The organism is Kineococcus haloalkalitolerans (assembly GCF_050871905.1).
Lineage (GTDB): Bacteria > Actinomycetota > Actinomycetes > Actinomycetales > Kineococcaceae > Kineococcus.
The window spans coordinates 166,327-180,746 of record NZ_JBJLSH010000001.1 but is presented as its reverse complement, the minus strand read 5'-3'; the positions used below and the strand labels follow the sequence as shown (position 1 = coordinate 180,746).

The following is a 14,420-nucleotide window of genomic DNA, read 5'->3' as shown; positions in this document are numbered from 1 at the left end:
GGGACGGTGCGGGGTCTGGGGCGTCGGGGGTCAGGCGCCGAGCTCGGCGGCGAGCTCGGCGGCGGTGGCGGGGTCGGTGACCAGCTGGGTGAAGTGCCGCCCGCGCGCGCCGGCGACGATGCTCGGCACCTTCACCGAGCCGTGGGCGACGGCGATGCGGACGGGCACGGCGTGCAGGACGTCGAAGGGGACGGCCATGAGGCGGTCCACGCCCTCCCAGGCGACCTCGTGCCCCTCGGCGTCGTAGAAGCGGCTGACGACGTCGCCGACGGCGCGGCGCACCCCCTCCTCCCCGACGGGCACGAACCCGGGGATCGACGCGCGCCGCGCGGGCGGTGCGCCCACGCCCATGACGGCGCAGCGCGCCCGCGCCCACAGGTCGAACACCCGCTGGATCGAGGGGTCGGCCAGCAGGCCGGCGCGCAGCTCGGCGCCCGGGACGGCGGGGGCGAACAGGAAGCGGGGGACGCCGCCGACGGCGGCCGCCACCTGCCGGGTGATCTCGTTGGTGGCGTACCAGGCCTCCGGCTCGTCCTGCCCGCCGACCATGGGCACCACGAGGACGCCGGGCATCGGGGGCAGGTCGCGCTGGGCGACCTCGTAGACGGTGCGGCCGGAGCTGACCAGGAGCACGTCGTCGCGGCCGAGGCCGACACCGGCCAGGACCTCCGCCAGCGCGGGGGAGACGGCGTCGGCGACGTGCCCGGCCGCGGCCGCGGCGGACAGGACGACCCGCTCCAGCCCCAGGGCGTCCTCCAGGCGGGCGGCCAGGCCGGTGGGGTCGTGCTCGTCGGGGGGGACGACCTCGATGCGCACGATGCCGCGCTCGCGGGCCTCGCGCAGCAGCCGGCTGACGGTGGCCCGGCTGGTGCCCAGGCGCGCGGCGATCTCCGCCTGGGTGGCGTCCTGCAGGTAGTAGAGCGTCGCCGCGGTGTGCATGAGGGCCGCCGGGAACCGGGCCCCGGTGGGTCCGGCGGGCCCGGGGCGCGCCGGGTCGCCGGTGGGGGTCGTCGCCACGTCGGCCTCCTCCTCGTGCGCGGCGGGCGCCTCGTCGCGGCGGCCGCCGTCCGTGCTCGTCCGACTCCGGTGTCCGGATCCCTGCACAGATGTGCTGGACAAGTGTGCCGCACCGGCCGTAGCGTGCGGAAGGCCGCAGCGCGGCGGACCCGACGGAGGGGCCACGCCGCACGAGGGCCGGACCACGTCCGCGGCCCGCGCCGACCCGGCCGGACCAGGACGCCCACCGCACCGGTGATCCCCGACACCCACCCCCGACGCCGACTGCGAAGGAGCAGCGCAGATGAGCGACCTGCCGGACACCATGAGGGCCGTCGTCGTCCACGGCCCGCGCGACTACCGCCTCGAGCGCCTGCCCGTGCCCACCGCCGGTCCCGGCCAGGCGCTGCTGAAGGTGGAGGCCGTGGGCATCTGCGCCTCGGACCTGAAGTGCTACCACGGCGCCGCGAAGTTCTGGGGCGACGAGAACCGTCCCGCCTGGACCGAGACCGGGGTCGTCCCCGGCCACGAGTTCACGGGCCGGATCGTCGAGATCGACGAGGAGGCCTCGCGCCGCTGGGGCGTCGCCGCCGGCGACCGCGTCGTGGCCGAGCAGATCGTGCCGTGCTGGAACTGCCGGTACTGCGGCCGCGGCGACTACCACATGTGCCAGCCGCACGACATGTTCGGCTTCAAGCGCCGCACCCCCGGCGCGATGGCCGAGTACCTCGTGCTGCCGGCCGAGGCCCTGGTCCACAAGGCACCGGGTGACCTGCCGCCCGCGCACGTCGCCTACGCCGAGCCGCTGTCGTGCGCGATGCACGCGGTGGAGCGCGCGGACATCCGCTTCGACGACACCGTCGTCGTCGCCGGCTGCGGCCCCATCGGCCTGGGCATGATCGCCGGTGCGGCCGCCAAGTTCCCCCAGCGCATCATCGCCCTCGACGCGCTGCCGCAGAAGCTGGCGCTGGCCGAGAAGTGCGGCGCCGACGTCACGCTGAACATCACCGAGGTCGACGTCGTGCAGGTGGTCAAGGACCTCACCGACGGCTACGGCGCCGACGTCTACATCGAGGGCACCGGGCACCCCTCGGCGGTGCCGCAGGGCCTGAACCTGCTGCGCAAGCTGGGCACCTTCGTCGAGTACAGCGTGTTCAAGGACCCCGTGAGCGTGGACTGGTCGATCATCAGCGACGACAAGGAGCTCAACGTCCTGGGCGCCCACCTGGGGCAGAACACCTGGCCGGCGGCGCTGAAGCTCATCGAGTCCGGGCGTCTGCCGATGGACGAGATCTGCTCGCACCAGCTGCCGCTGGAGCGGTTCCAGGAGGGCTTGGACCTGGTGGCGGACTCGGCGAACTCCGTGAAGGTCTCCCTCATCCCCTGACGCACCCGCGTCGCCCCTCCGGCGCACCGCGCCGTCCACCACCGGGGACCCGCCCGCGGGTCCCCGGTGCGACCCCTCGCGCCGTGCGGCGCCCCCTCGCGCGCTGCCGCGCCCCAGGCGCCCGCACGGCCCCCACCCACCGCGACGGAGCGAGACATGACCAGCACCCAGCGGCCCTCCCGGCGGGACCTGCTGCGCACCCTCGGTGCGGGCGGGGCAGCCCTCGCCACCGGGACGGCGCTCACCTCCTGCGGGATCGGCAGCGCCGCCCCGCCGGGCAACGGCGCCGCGGAGGTCACCGGTCCCTTCGACTGGCGCGCCGCCGAGGGCGAGACCCTCACGATCCTGCAGACCCCGCACCCCTACCAGCAGAGCTTCCAGCCGCTGCTGCGCGAGTTCTCCGAGCTGACCGGCATCGAGGTCCGGGCCGACATCGTCGCCGAGTCCGGCTACTACACGAAGCTGAACACCGAGCTGGCCGGGCAGACCGGCGCGCACGACGTGTTCATGGTGGGCGCCTACTTCCTGTGGCAGTACGGCCCGCCGGGCTGGATGGAGGACCTCGGCCCCTGGATCGAGAACGAGTCCGCCACCAACCCCGAGTACGACTTCGAGGACTTCTTCGAAGGGCTGCGCACCTCCACCCGCTGGGACTTCCAGAAGGGCTCCCCGCTGGGCACCGGTGCGCAGCTGGCGATCCCGTGGGGCTTCGAGACGAACGTCGTCTGCTACAACAAGGCGTACTTCGACCGGCGCGGCATCGCGCTGCCGGACACGTTCGACGACTTCGTCCAGCTCGCCGTCGACCTCACCGACCGCTCGGAGAACCGCTACGGCGTCGCCTTCCGCGGCTCCAAGTCGTGGGCCACCATCCACCCCGGCTTCATGAGCCAGTTCACCCGCGAGGGCGCGCGCGACTACGAGCTGCAGGGCACCGAGCTGGTCGCCACGATGGACTCCGACGTGGCCGTCGACTTCACCACCAAGTGGGTCGAGCTGGCCCGCCGGGCCGGGCCCACCTCGTGGACCACCTACGAGTACCCCGACGCCACCGGCGACCTCGGCGACGGCTACGCCATGATGTGCTACGACGCCGACTCGGCCACGTACCCGAAGAACCAGCCCGGGGCCAGCCGCGAGGCCGGCAACCTGGGCTGGTACCCGGGCCCGGCCGGCCCGGACGGCAGCTACGGCACGAACCTGTGGACGTGGGCGCTGGCCATGAACGCGGCCTCGCGCAAGAAGCAGGCCGCCTGGCTGTTCATCCAGTGGGCCACCGGCAAGGACGCCATGTCCAAGGCCGTGCAGCAGGGCTCGTTCGCCGACCCGCCGCGCCAGTCCGTCTTCGACGGAGCGTTCAAGCAGACGCTGGGCGGCTTCCCCGGGTACCTGGAGACCTTCGAGCGCGTCATCGACGAGACGAAGATCCAGTTCACCCCGCAGACGAAGTTCTTCGAGACCACCGAGAACTGGGCGGTGGCCCTGCAGGACATCTACGCCGGCGAGGACGCCCGGCAGCGCCTGTCCGACCTGGCCTCGGCCAGCACCGCGAGCGTGAACACGTGAGCCCGCAGGAGCGGGGAGGAGAGCGATGAGCACCACGAGCGCGTCCCGGGACACCTCGCGCGGCACGCCGCCGCGCCGGGACCTGCCGGTCGTCCCGGCGTCCCGGCGCCGGCTGCGGCCCTACCTGCTGTCCGTGCCGGCCGTCGCCCTGATCGTCGGCATCCTGTACCCCTTCGTCATCGGGGTCGTCTACACCGTCCTCAACTACGCGGCCACCAACCCGAACCCCTCCTTCGTCGGGTTCGACAACTTCGCCGCCGTCCTGGGCGACTCGCTGTTCTGGCGCAGCGTGCGCACCACCCTGCTGTTCGCGGTGGCGGCGACGGCCCTGGAGACCGTCCTCGGCGTGGCGATCGCGCTGCTGCTCAACCGCTCCAGCCTCGTCGGGCGGATCTTCGAGAAGGTCCTCATCCTGCCGCTGATGATCGCCCCCGTCATCGCCGGCACCATCTGGGGCGTCATGTTCAACCCCCAGTTCGGGATCCTCAACCACGTCCTGGGGCTGGGCTCCACCTTCGACTGGCTCAGCGCCGACCGCGCCCTGTGGTCGTCCGTGCTCGTGGACGCCTGGATCTTCACGCCGTTCGTGGCGATCCTCGTGCTGGCCGGCATCCGCTCGCTGCCCAAGGAGCCGTTCGAGGCCTCCGACGTCGACGGCGCGAGCTGGTGGTACATGTTCCGCCGCCTCATGCTGCCGATGATGTGGCCGTACGTCCTGGTCGCCGTCATCTTCCGCTTCATGGACTGCCTGAAGGTGTTCGACGTCATCAACGTCCTCACCGCCGGCGGTCCCGGCGTGGCGACCACGACGCTGCAGGTCGCCGCGTTCCAGAGCTCGATCACCAACCTCAACTACTCCCGCGGCAGCGTCTACATGTTCCTGCTGTGGGTCATCGTGTTCATCACCGCGCGCTACCTCGTGAGCGTGCTCGGGAAGGCGCAGCGCCGCGCTGCGGGAGCGGAGGGCTGATGGCCGCCAGGGAGCTCATGCCGGGGCAGCGGCGCTTCACCGTCGGCAGCGTCACCGCCGACCTGCTGCTGCTGCTGTGGTTCGTGTTCGCGCTGTTCCCCATCGTGTGGATGTTCCTGCTGTCGCTGAAGACGACCGCGGAGCAGACCACCACGTACTTCGCGTTCACCCCGACGCTGGAGAACTTCGCCACCGTCCTCACCCAGCGCGGGGAGGACCTGACGGGCGTCGACTTCCTCGCCGCGCTCGGGACGAGCGTGGTCAACTGCGCCGGCGCGGTGCTGGTCTCGCTCCTCATCGGCATCCCGGCCGCCTACGCGGCGGGGCGGTGGAAGTTCCGCGGGTCCGAGGACCTCATGTTCACGCTGCTGTCGTTCCGGTTCGCCCCGGAGCTCATGGTCATCGTGCCGCTGTTCGTCATCTACACCCAGGTCGGCCTGTTCGACACCAAGCTGGGCATGGTGTGGGTGCTGCAGCTGGTCACCATGCCGCTGGTGGTGTGGATCCTGCGCTCGTACTTCCAGGACCTGCCCGCCGACCTGGAGCAGGCCGCCCTCGTCGACGGCTACACCCGCGTGCGGGCCTTCCTCACCGTGGCGCTGCCGCTGGTGCGGCCCGGCATCGCGGCCGCCGCGCTGCTGTCGTTCATCTTCGCCTGGAACAACTACATCTTCCCGCTCATCCTGTCCGACGCGAACGCCACGACCATGACGGTCGCCGTCACCCGCTACCTCGGCGGCGGCGGGCAGGCCTACTACAACCTGACGGCCGCTGCCGCGCTGCTGGGCGCGCTGCCGCCGCTCGTCCTCGCCCTGACCATCCAGCGCTACCTGGTCCGGGGCCTGTCGTTCGGGGCGGTGAAGGCCTGATGGCCACGGTGGAGCTGAAGGACGTGACCACGCGGTACGGCGACGTCACCGCCCTGGACTCGGTGTCGCTGTCGGTGGGGGAGGGGGAGTTCTTCGTCGTCCTCGGCCCCTCCGGCGCCGGCAAGACGACGATGCTCAAGAGCGTCGCCGGCCTCGTCGACACCGCCGCGGGCGACGTGCTCATCGGCGGCACCCCGATGGCCGGCGTCGAGCCGTACCACCGCAACGTCGCCATGGCGTTCGAGAGCTACGCCCTCTACCCGCAGAAGACGGTGTTCGACAACCTCGCCTCCCCGCTGCGCTCGGGACGCACCGGCACCTACAGCGCCGAGGAGCAGCGGCAGCGCATCGAGGCCGTCACCACCACGCTGGGCATCGCCCACCTGCTGAAGCGCTTCCCGCGCGAGCTGTCCAACGGCCAGCGCCAGCGCGTCGCCCTGGGCCGCGTCCTCGTGCGCCCGGCCGACGTGTACCTGCTGGACGAGCCGCTGTCGCACCTGGACGCCAAGCTGCGCGCCGCGATGCGCGCGGAGCTGAAGCAGCTGGGCGAGGTGTCGAACACCACCTCCCTGTACGTCACCCACGACTACCAGGAGGCCCTGGCCCTCGGTGACCGCGTCGCGGTGCTGCGCGCCGGCCGCGTCGTGCAGGTCGGCACCCCCCAGGAGGTGTGGCACCAGCCCGTGGACACCTTCGTCGCCCGGGCGCTGGGCCAGCCGGAGGTCAACCTGCTGGACGCCGAGGTGGCCGACGGCCGGCTCGTCGCGGCCGGTGGCGCGGTCAGCCTGCCCGCCCCCGCCCACCTGGACCTGCCCGGCGGGCGGGCCCGGCTGGGTGTCCGCCCGCGCGACCTGAGGGCCGGCGCCCCGGCCGGCGCGGACGACCTCGCGGTGCGCGGGCGCGTCACGCTGGCCGAGCGGCTGGGCCGCGTCACCGAGATCGCCGTGGACGTGGCCGGCACCGAGCTCATCGCCGTCACCGACTCCGACGTGCGCGCCCGCGAGGGCGACGTCGTCGACCTCCACCTGCCGCTGGGCGACGTCCACGTGTTCGCCCCCCGCGCGCACGGCGAGCCGGCCGACGCGGACACCCCGCGCCTGGGGTCCGCCCGCCCGCGCGCCGCCGCCACCCCCGACGCCCGGACCGGAGCCTGAGATGACCGCCACCACCGAGCGGACCGGCGCCAAGAGCCTGGTCCTGGAGGACCTGCACAAGAACTACACCGCCCGCGGCCGGGAGTCCTTCCACGCCGTCAAGGGCATCGACCTCGACATCCGCCCCGGGGAGCTGGTGGCCCTGCTCGGCCCGTCCGGCTGCGGCAAGACCACCACCCTGCGGATGATCGCCGGCCTGGAGACCGTGACCTCCGGCGACATCCGCGTCGGCGACCGCTCGGTCGCCGACCTGCCGCCCGGCAAGCGGGACATCGGGGTGGGGTTCGAGAGCTACGCCCTCTACCCGCCGCTGACGGTGCGGGAGAACCTCGCCTACGGCCTGAAGGCGCGCGGCGCGAAGGACGCCGACGCCCGCGTGGAGGCCATCGCCGAGCGCCTGGAGATGACCGACCTGCTGCCGGTGCGGCCGGCGAACCTGTCCAGCGGGCAGAAGCAGCGCGTCGCCCTGGGCCGGGCACTGGTCCGCAACCCGCCCGTCCTGCTGCTGGACGAGCCCCTGTCGCACCTGGACGCCGCCCAGCGCCAGCGGGTGCGCCGCGAGCTGAAGGTGCTGCAGCGCGAAGCCGGGTGCACCACCATCGTCATCACCCACGACCAGCTGGAGGCGCTCAGCCTGGCCGACCGGCTGGCCGTGATGGACGCCGGCGTCATCCAGCAGTTCGGCACCGCCGACGAGATCTTCGACGACCCGGCGAACCTGTTCGTCGCCGACTTCGTGGGCGAGCCGAAGATCAACGTGGTGGAGGGCGTCGTGGAGTCGCCCGGCCTGGTGCGCCTCGGGCGCGAGGGGCGCCTGGCCACCGCCGCCACGTCGCCCGCGGCCGGGACCGCCGTCACCGTCGGGCTGCGGCCGCAGGACGCGCGCGAGGCCCGCGGGGACGAGCCCGCCGTGCCCGCGGAGGTCGTCGTCTTCGAGGACCTCCTGGAGTTCGGCCTGGGCACCGTGCGCGTGGAGGGCCTGGACGCCACGCTCGTCGTGCAGACCCCCGCCGGGGTGCGCTGGCGGCGCGGGGACGTCGTGCGCCTGGCCGCCGCGCCCGAGCGCGTGCACCTGTTCGACCCGGACGGCGGCGCGCGCCTGCGCTGAGCGGCCGTGCCCGGCACGTCCGGCCGCCCCGGCCGCGGCGTGCTTGGGTGGACGCGTGGATCGGGGGGTCGGCTGGTGGTCGCGCGTGCCGGCGCGTAGGTCGCGGCAGGTGGCGGCGGACGCCGCGTGGCTGGTGCTGGTGGCGCTGGCCGTCGCCTGCGGGCGCGCCGTGCACCGGGCGGTGTCGGCGCTGGCCGACCCGGCCCGCGGGTTCGCCGCCGGCGCCGACGACCTCGCCGGACGGCTGCGCGACGCGGGCGAGCGGGTGGCCGGCGCTCCTCTGGTCGGCGACGAGGTCGCCGCCCCGCTGACGGGTGCGGCGGACGCCGCCGCCTCCCTGGGCGCGGCCGGCGCCGAGCAGGCCGAGGCCGCTGCCCGGCTCGCGCTGACCCTGGGCCTGCTCACCGCTCTCGTGCCCGCGCTGGCCCTCACCGCGCTGCACCTGGGCGCCCGGCTGCGCTGGCGCCGCCGCGCCGGCCGGGCGCTGCGGCTGGCCCGGGCCCCGGGCGGCGACGAGCTGCTCGCCCTGCGCGCCCTGGCCGTCCTGCCCGCCGAGCAGCTCCTGGGCGCGCACCCCGAGCCGTCCGCGGCCTGGCGGCGCGGGGACCCGGACGCCGTGCGGGCGCTGGCCGACCTGCACCTGCGCTCGGTGGGCGTGCGCCGCTGACGGGTCCGCCAGGTCGAGGCCGCGCGGTCGCCGCCGCGCGGGAACGCCGCCCGGGGAGGAGCATCGCCCGGTGTGGAACACCGACACCTCGGCCGCTCCGGCCTGAAGATCTCCGAGATCACCTACGGCAACTGGCTGACCCACGGGTCCCAGGTGGAGAACGACGCCGCCAAGGCCTGCGTGCACGCCGCGCTGGACGCGGGCATCTCCACCTTCGACACCGCCGACGTGTACGCCAACACCGCCGCCGAGACCGTCCTGGGCGAGGCGCTGAAGGGCCAGCGGCGGGAGTCGCTGGAGATCCTCACCAAGGTCTTCGGCCCGATCGGGCCCAAGGGCCCCAACGACACCGGCCTGTCCCGCAAGCACGTGCTGGAGGCGTGCGAGGGCTCGCTGCGCCGGCTGGGCACCGACCACATCGACCTCTACCAGGCCCACCGGTACGACTACGCGACGCCGCTCGAGGAGACGATGCAGGCGTTCGCGGACCTCGTCCGCCAGGGCAAGGTGCTGTACGTCGGCGTCAGCGAGTGGACCGCCGAGCAGCTGCGCGACGGGCACGCGCTCGCCCAGCAGCTGGGTTTCCAGCTGATCTCGAACCAGCCGCAGTACTCGATGCTGTGGCGCGTCATCGAGGGCGAGGTCGTGCCGACCTCCCGCGAGCTCGGCGTCTCGCAGGTGGTGTGGTCGCCCATCGCCCAGGGCGTCCTGACCGGCAAGTACCGCCCCGGCGCCCAGGCGCCGGAGGGTTCGCGCGCCACGGACACCAAGGGCGGCGCGGACATGATCGCGCGGTGGATGCGCGACGACGTCCTGGAGCGCGTGCAGCTGCTGCAGCCCGTCGCCGGTGACCTCGGGCTGTCGATGGCCCAGCTGGCCGTGGCGTGGGTGCTGCAGAACGAGAACGTCGCGACCGCGATCATCGGTGCTTCGCGCCCGGAGCAGGTCGCCGACAACGCCGGTGCCGCCGGGGTGCGGATCCCCGCCGACGCGATGGCCCGGATCGACGAGGTCCTCGGCGACGTCGTCGAGCGCGACCCGGCCAGGACGCTGGAGAGCTCCCCGAAGCAGCGGGAGGTCTGAGCCGGTCCCCGGGCGGCGCGCACCCGCTGCGCGCCGCCCGGCGGCCCTCAGCGCCAGGTCAGCGCCAGGTCAGCGCCAGGTCAGCGCCGGGTCAGCGCCGGGTCAGCGCCAGGACGCCCCGACGCGCCGCTCGACGTCGGCGCGCTCGTCCAGCGGCCACGTCGGCACGTCCAGCAGCAGCGGCAGCAGGTCGGGGGACGTGGTGATCGCGGCGAACGCCGTGCCGACCGTCACCCCGTGCGCGGGAACGTCCCGCACCTCCACCCGCGCACCGGCGCGCACCGTCCCCGGCTCCAGCACCCGCAGGTAGGCGCCGGGCACCCGCGCGGCCGTGAAGCGCGGCACCCAGCGCTCCTCGCCCAGGTGCAGGGAGAACGTGCGGCAGGGGACGCGCGGGCAGCTGACCTCCAGCACCGGGCCGCCGTCGCCGACGTGCCAGCGCTCGCCGAGCACCGCGCCCGTCACGTCGACGCCCGCCGTCGTCAGGTTCTCCCCGAAGCAGCCGTCGGCCAGCGCGCGGCCCAGCTCGCCCTCCCAGGCGTCCAGGTCCTCGCGGGCGTACGCGTAGACGGCCTGGTCGTCGCCGCCGTGGTGGCGGCGGTCGCCGACGTGGTCGCCGACCAGGCCGCTGCCGCCGGTGCCCTTCGGGCCGGGGGCGCGCACCGGCACCGGGTGGTCCACGGGCCGCTTGGCGATGCCGGTGGTCACCGTCCCCGCCGCGCCGCCGCTCTTGGCGGGGTTGGGGCGCGACGCCCCCAGGTTCACGCTCCGGACCGTGCTCACGCCGGGCACGCTAGCCGGGCGGGCGCGGCGGCCTCCAGCGACTTCCGGGCGGGCGCTAGCCTCGCCGGGTGGCGAGCGCAGCGAGCACCGCGTACGGCGACCCCGGCAGCGGCGGTCAGGGGACGACGTACGTCCTCATCGACGGGGAGAACATCGACGCGACCCTGGGCGCGTCCATCCTCGACGGCCGTCCCGCGCCCGAGCAGCGCCCGCGCTGGGAGCGCCTGCTCGACTTCGCCCGCACCACGTTCCAGCAGCCCGCCAAGGGACTGTTCTTCCTCAACGCCACCAGCGGTCACCTGCCGATGTCGTTCGTGCAGGCCCTGCTGGCCATCGGCTACCAGCCGATCCCGCTGGCCGGCACCGGCGGGGAGAAGGTCGTCGACATCGGCATCCAGCGCACGCTGGAGGCGATCGTCCCCCGCGACGGCGACGTCCTGCTCGCCACCCACGACGCCGACTTCGTGCCGCAGGTCGACGCCCTGCTCACCGGCGACCGGCTCGTCGGCCTGTTCGCGTTCCGCGAGTTCGTCAGCTCCCAGTACACGCCGCTGGTGGAGCGGGGCCTGAAGGTCTTCGACCTCGAGGACGACGTGCGGGCCTTCAACGTCGTCCTGCCGCGCGTGCGGATCATCCCGCTCGGCGACTTCGACCCCGTCCGCTACCTCTGAGGGCCCGGCCGGCGCCGGCCCACCGCTGAGTCGCGGTCGCCGGTGGGGTCACCACCGGTGTGGGTCCCGCCTTCGAGCGCCTCGTCCTGGCCCCGGGCGGGTGCGCCGCCGCCCAGCCGCGGTGGCGCGGCTGCCTCGCGCTCGTCACCGCCGGCCGCGTCGACCTCGTGGGCGTGCTCGCCCTCGTCGCCGGCGAGGAGGGCGGCCCGGCCGGCGCGTCGGTGCGCCTGGAGCGGGGCGCGTTCGTGCCGCTGGGCGACCTCGGCCCGGTGACGTTGCGCAACCCCGGCCCGGGGGAGGCGGTGGTGGTGCTGCTGCTCCTGCCCGCCCGCTCAGCGGACGGCGACGGGCTCCTCGCGGGAGGTGCGGGCGGCGTCGAGGCGGCCGGTGCGGGTGGCCCAGCGCTCGAACCAGATGGTGAACAGGGGCGGGACGGCGGCGCCCAGGGCCAGCAGCGCCACCCACCAGCGCCAGCGCAGCACGAGGGCCGCGACGACCGCGGAGACGCAGTAGACGACGAACGCGCCGCCGTGGACCGCGCCGACCACGGGGACGCCGCCCTCGTGCGGGGCCTCGACGACGTGCTTGAGGAACATCGCGACCAGCAGGGCCGACCAGGACAGCGCCTCCACGACGGCGATGACGCGGAACCAGCGGGCTACGGCGGTGGTCACGGGACCTCCTTCGTCGGGGAGCGGTCCTCCGAGTCTGACGCCCTGTAGGAGACGCTCGCGACGCGGGGGCTGTGGGATCGCTCACCCGAGCCGCTCACCCGAGCCGCTCACCCGAGCAGCAGGTCGCCCTCCGCGGCCCGGCCCGGCGGGCAGCCCGCCCCTCCGGTGCGGCGCACCCACCCGGGCACGTCCTCGGCGGGCATCGGCGCGCCCAGGTGGTTGCCCTGCGCCAGCCGCACCCCCAGCGCCCGCAGCGGCGCCAGCTGCCCCTCGTGCTCCACGCCCTCGGCGAGCACCTGCAGGTCCAGCGCCCGGCACAGCGCGGTGATGCCCGTCAGCAGCGGCACGTCGCCGCCCGCCGACACCAGCGACGTCAGCGACCGGTCCAGCTTCACGGTGGAGACGGGGAAGCGGCGCAGGTACGACAGCGACGTGTAGCCGATGCCGAAGTCGTCCAGGTCCAGGTGGAAGCCGGCCGCGACGACCTCGCGCAGCGACTCGGCGATCCACGGGTCGTCCGGCAGCTCCTCGTGCTCGGTGATCTCCAGGTGCAGGCGGGCGGGGTCGATGCCGTGCCGGGCCGCCAGCGCCGAGACCCACCGCACGGTCCCGCGGCGCAGCAGGCTGCCCACCCCGAGGTTGACGTGCAGGTGCAGCGGCGGCAGGCCCTGCGCGTCCCAGCCGGCCAGGTGACCCAGGGCCCGCTCGGTGACGTGCTCGTCCAGGCGCGCGCCCAGCCCGGCGGCCTCGGCCTGCGGCAGGAACTCGTCCGGGCGCAGCAGGCCGGCGCGTGGGTGCCGCCAGCGCACCAGCGCTTCCGTGGCCACCACCCGCACCGGGTCCAGCACCACGACGGGCTGGTGGACGACGACCAGCTCGCCGACCTCCGCCGCGGGCGCCCCCTCCAGCAGCAGGCGGCGCAGCTCCTGCTGCAGGGCCAGCGCGCCCAGGACCTTCTCGCGCAGCTGCGGGCGGTAGGCCAGCGCGCGGCCCTTGCCGGCCTGCTTGGCCGCGTACATCGCCACGTCCGCGTCGACCAGGGCCTGCTCCAGCTCCACGCCCTCCGGCAGCGGGGCGGTGCCCACGCTCGCGGTGACCCGCCACGGCACGCCGGTGGCGTCGAACGGCGCCTCCAGCGCCTCCAGCAGCAGGTCGCCCGGCCCCTCCCCGAGGGGTCCGGTGCTCACCACGGCGATGAACTCGTCCCCGCCCGTGCGGCACACCACGCCGTGCGGGCCGACCGCCCGGCGCAGCCGGCCGGCCACGTCCAGCAGCAGCGCGTCGCCGACCGCGTGCCCGCGGGTGTCGTTGAGCTGCTTGAAGTCGTCCAGGTCCACCAGGCACACGTCCAGCGCCGCCCCGGGCAGCCGCGCGCGCAGGCCGGCCACGGCCCGCGGCAGACCGCGCCGGTTCACCAGGTCGGTCAGCGGGTCGTGGTCGGCGGCCCGCTCGGAGCGGCGCAGCGACAGCGCCGCCAGCAGCACGCCCGTGCAGGCCAGCACGTACCCGGCGGGGGCGACCACGGCCACGGCCACGTCGGGCAGCACGCCCAGCCGGCCCAGCAGCCACAGCGTCGGCACGGCGCAGAAGACCGGCACGACCGTCAGCAGGCGCTGGGCGCCGCCGCGCAGCTGCCCGCCGCCCCCGGGCGTCGCGAACCGCCGCATCGAGGGGTGCTGGGCGGCCGCCGCCAGCAGCAGCGCGGCCAGCGCGCCCGGCAGCCGCAGCAGCGGGCCGTGGTCGGCGACCACGTCGGCCAGCGCGGTCAGCAGGGTGCTCGTCACCAGCGACAGCCCCAGCGCCAGGACGACGAGGACGGTGGCCGGGGCGGTGCCGGTGCGGGTCGTCAGCAGCCGCAGCACCACGACGGCCAGCACGACGTCGGCGACCACCCCGGTGAGCACCGCCGGGTCGTCGACCCCGACGGCGCGCACCACGGCCAGCAGCTGCACCGCCAGCAGCGCGGTCCCGGCGGTGGTCAGCAGCACGTCCGGCCAGGCGGGCTGGCCGGTGCCCGGGCCGGCGCCGCGCAGGGTGCGCACGGTGAACGGCACGGCGGTCAGCGCGACGAGCTGCACGGCGGCCAGGCCCAGCCGCAGCGCCCCGGGGTCGCCGCCGGTGGCGGCCACGGCCACCTCGGCCGCGGCCGTCGTCACCAGCAGCGCCGCCGGCGCGGCCCACGCGCGCCGCACCTGCGGGCGGTGCCGGCGCACGCCGTGCAGCAGCACCAGCAGGGCGCCGGCGTGCACGACGACGGCGCCGGCCGCGGCCGTGACCGGGGTGCCCGGTGCGAGCGCCGCGACGACGGCGAGCGCGGCCAGCAGCGCCAGCGCCGCGAGCGCGCCCGCGCCCACGCCCAGGCGCGCCAGGGCGCGCGCCAGGGGGGCCGGGCCGCCGGGCGTGGTCTCGCGCATCCCGCTCCTCACGCCGGTCCGGCTCCGTCCCCCGGTGCTCCCGGTCCGCGCCCCCCGGCCCACCGGTCGGCTGTCCCC

13 protein-coding genes are annotated in these 14,420 nt (G+C 75.0%); 9 read left to right on the top strand and 4 right to left on the bottom strand.

Annotated features, from left to right (window positions below):
* Positions 1-30 precede the first annotated feature (30 nt).
* On the bottom strand, positions 31-939 hold the full coding sequence (locus ACRYMY_RS00850; protein WP_432545399.1) for a sugar-binding transcriptional regulator: 909 nt from the start codon (positions 937-939) through the stop codon (positions 31-33).
* Between the two features lie 361 nt (positions 940-1,300).
* Between ACRYMY_RS00850 and ACRYMY_RS00845 the strand changes: the two genes are divergently transcribed.
* The 8 genes from ACRYMY_RS00845 (at position 1,301) to ACRYMY_RS00810 (ending at position 9,800) form a co-directional block, all read left to right on the top strand.
* Positions 1,301-2,383: an alcohol dehydrogenase catalytic domain-containing protein gene (locus ACRYMY_RS00845; RefSeq protein ID WP_432545361.1), complete on the top strand. Its 1,083-nt coding sequence runs from the start codon at positions 1,301-1,303 to the stop codon at positions 2,381-2,383.
* A gap of 156 nt (positions 2,384-2,539) precedes the next feature.
* The gene (locus tag ACRYMY_RS00840; protein WP_432545360.1) at positions 2,540-3,949 is read left to right on the top strand and encodes an ABC transporter substrate-binding protein; all 1,410 of its coding nucleotides are present in this window, start codon (positions 2,540-2,542) and stop codon (positions 3,947-3,949) included.
* Between the two features lie 25 nt (positions 3,950-3,974).
* The gene (locus ACRYMY_RS00835; protein ID WP_432545359.1) at positions 3,975-4,919 is read left to right on the top strand and encodes a carbohydrate ABC transporter permease; all 945 of its coding nucleotides are present in this window, start codon (positions 3,975-3,977) and stop codon (positions 4,917-4,919) included.
* Positions 4,919-5,788 (top strand): carbohydrate ABC transporter permease, encoded by an 870-nt coding sequence (locus tag ACRYMY_RS00830; protein ID WP_432545358.1) that lies wholly within the window; start codon positions 4,919-4,921, stop codon positions 5,786-5,788. Before ACRYMY_RS00835 ends, ACRYMY_RS00830 begins: the two co-directional genes overlap by 1 nt.
* Entirely contained in the window at positions 5,788-6,942 is a 1,155-nt protein-coding gene (locus ACRYMY_RS00825; RefSeq protein ID WP_432545357.1) for an ABC transporter ATP-binding protein, read from the top strand. The genes ACRYMY_RS00830 and ACRYMY_RS00825 overlap by 1 nt, the downstream gene beginning before the upstream one ends.
* A gap of 1 nt (position 6,943) precedes the next feature.
* Positions 6,944-8,050, top strand: coding sequence for an ABC transporter ATP-binding protein (locus ACRYMY_RS00820; protein ID WP_432545356.1), 1,107 nt, complete (start codon positions 6,944-6,946; stop codon positions 8,048-8,050).
* Positions 8,051-8,159: 109 nt separating this feature from the next.
* Positions 8,160-8,717, top strand: a complete 558-nt coding sequence (locus ACRYMY_RS00815; protein WP_432545355.1) for a hypothetical protein — start codon at positions 8,160-8,162, stop codon at positions 8,715-8,717.
* 72 nt (positions 8,718-8,789) lie between these two features.
* Positions 8,790-9,800, top strand: a complete 1,011-nt coding sequence (locus tag ACRYMY_RS00810) for an aldo/keto reductase family protein (RefSeq protein ID WP_432545354.1) — start codon at positions 8,790-8,792, stop codon at positions 9,798-9,800.
* 102 nt (positions 9,801-9,902) lie between these two features.
* Here ACRYMY_RS00810 and ACRYMY_RS00805 read toward each other — a convergent pair whose 3' ends face one another.
* Positions 9,903-10,583, bottom strand: coding sequence for an MOSC domain-containing protein (locus tag ACRYMY_RS00805; RefSeq protein ID WP_432545353.1), 681 nt, complete (start codon positions 10,581-10,583; stop codon positions 9,903-9,905).
* Between the two features lie 68 nt (positions 10,584-10,651).
* On the opposite strand from ACRYMY_RS00805, the gene ACRYMY_RS00800 reads away from it, so the two are divergent.
* Entirely contained in the window at positions 10,652-11,254 is a 603-nt protein-coding gene (locus ACRYMY_RS00800; protein ID WP_369068280.1) for an NYN domain-containing protein, read from the top strand.
* A gap of 332 nt (positions 11,255-11,586) precedes the next feature.
* Here the strand turns inward: ACRYMY_RS00800 and ACRYMY_RS00795 are convergent, their stop codons facing one another.
* Together ACRYMY_RS00795 and ACRYMY_RS00790 are read right to left on the bottom strand one after the other, a co-directional pair.
* Positions 11,587-11,928, bottom strand: coding sequence for a DUF3817 domain-containing protein (locus ACRYMY_RS00795; RefSeq protein ID WP_432545352.1), 342 nt, complete (start codon positions 11,926-11,928; stop codon positions 11,587-11,589).
* A 107-nt stretch (positions 11,929-12,035) separates the two neighbouring features.
* The gene (locus ACRYMY_RS00790; RefSeq protein ID WP_432545351.1) at positions 12,036-14,342 is read right to left on the bottom strand and encodes a putative bifunctional diguanylate cyclase/phosphodiesterase; all 2,307 of its coding nucleotides are present in this window, start codon (positions 14,340-14,342) and stop codon (positions 12,036-12,038) included.
* Positions 14,343-14,420 lie beyond the last annotated feature (78 nt).

Bases quoted from the DNA above. Each gene is read 5' to 3' on its own strand.
- ACRYMY_RS00820 (WP_432545356.1), top strand. From the start codon at position 6,944: ATGACCGCCACCACCGAGCGGACCGGCGCCAAGAGCCTGGTCCTGGAG.
- ACRYMY_RS00830 (WP_432545358.1), top strand. From the start codon at position 4,919: ATGGCCGCCAGGGAGCTCATGCCGGGGCAGCGGCGCTTCACCGTCGGC.
- ACRYMY_RS00840 (WP_432545360.1), top strand. From the start codon at position 2,540: ATGACCAGCACCCAGCGGCCCTCCCGGCGGGACCTGCTGCGCACCCTC.
- ACRYMY_RS00845 (WP_432545361.1), top strand. From the start codon at position 1,301: ATGAGCGACCTGCCGGACACCATGAGGGCCGTCGTCGTCCACGGCCCG.
- ACRYMY_RS00835 (WP_432545359.1), top strand. From the start codon at position 3,975: ATGAGCACCACGAGCGCGTCCCGGGACACCTCGCGCGGCACGCCGCCG.
- ACRYMY_RS00790 (WP_432545351.1), bottom strand. From the start codon at position 14,342: ATGCGCGAGACCACGCCCGGCGGCCCGGCCCCCCTGGCGCGCGCCCTG.
- ACRYMY_RS00850 (WP_432545399.1), bottom strand. From the start codon at position 939: ATGCACACCGCGGCGACGCTCTACTACCTGCAGGACGCCACCCAGGCG.
- ACRYMY_RS00825 (WP_432545357.1), top strand. From the start codon at position 5,788: ATGGCCACGGTGGAGCTGAAGGACGTGACCACGCGGTACGGCGACGTC.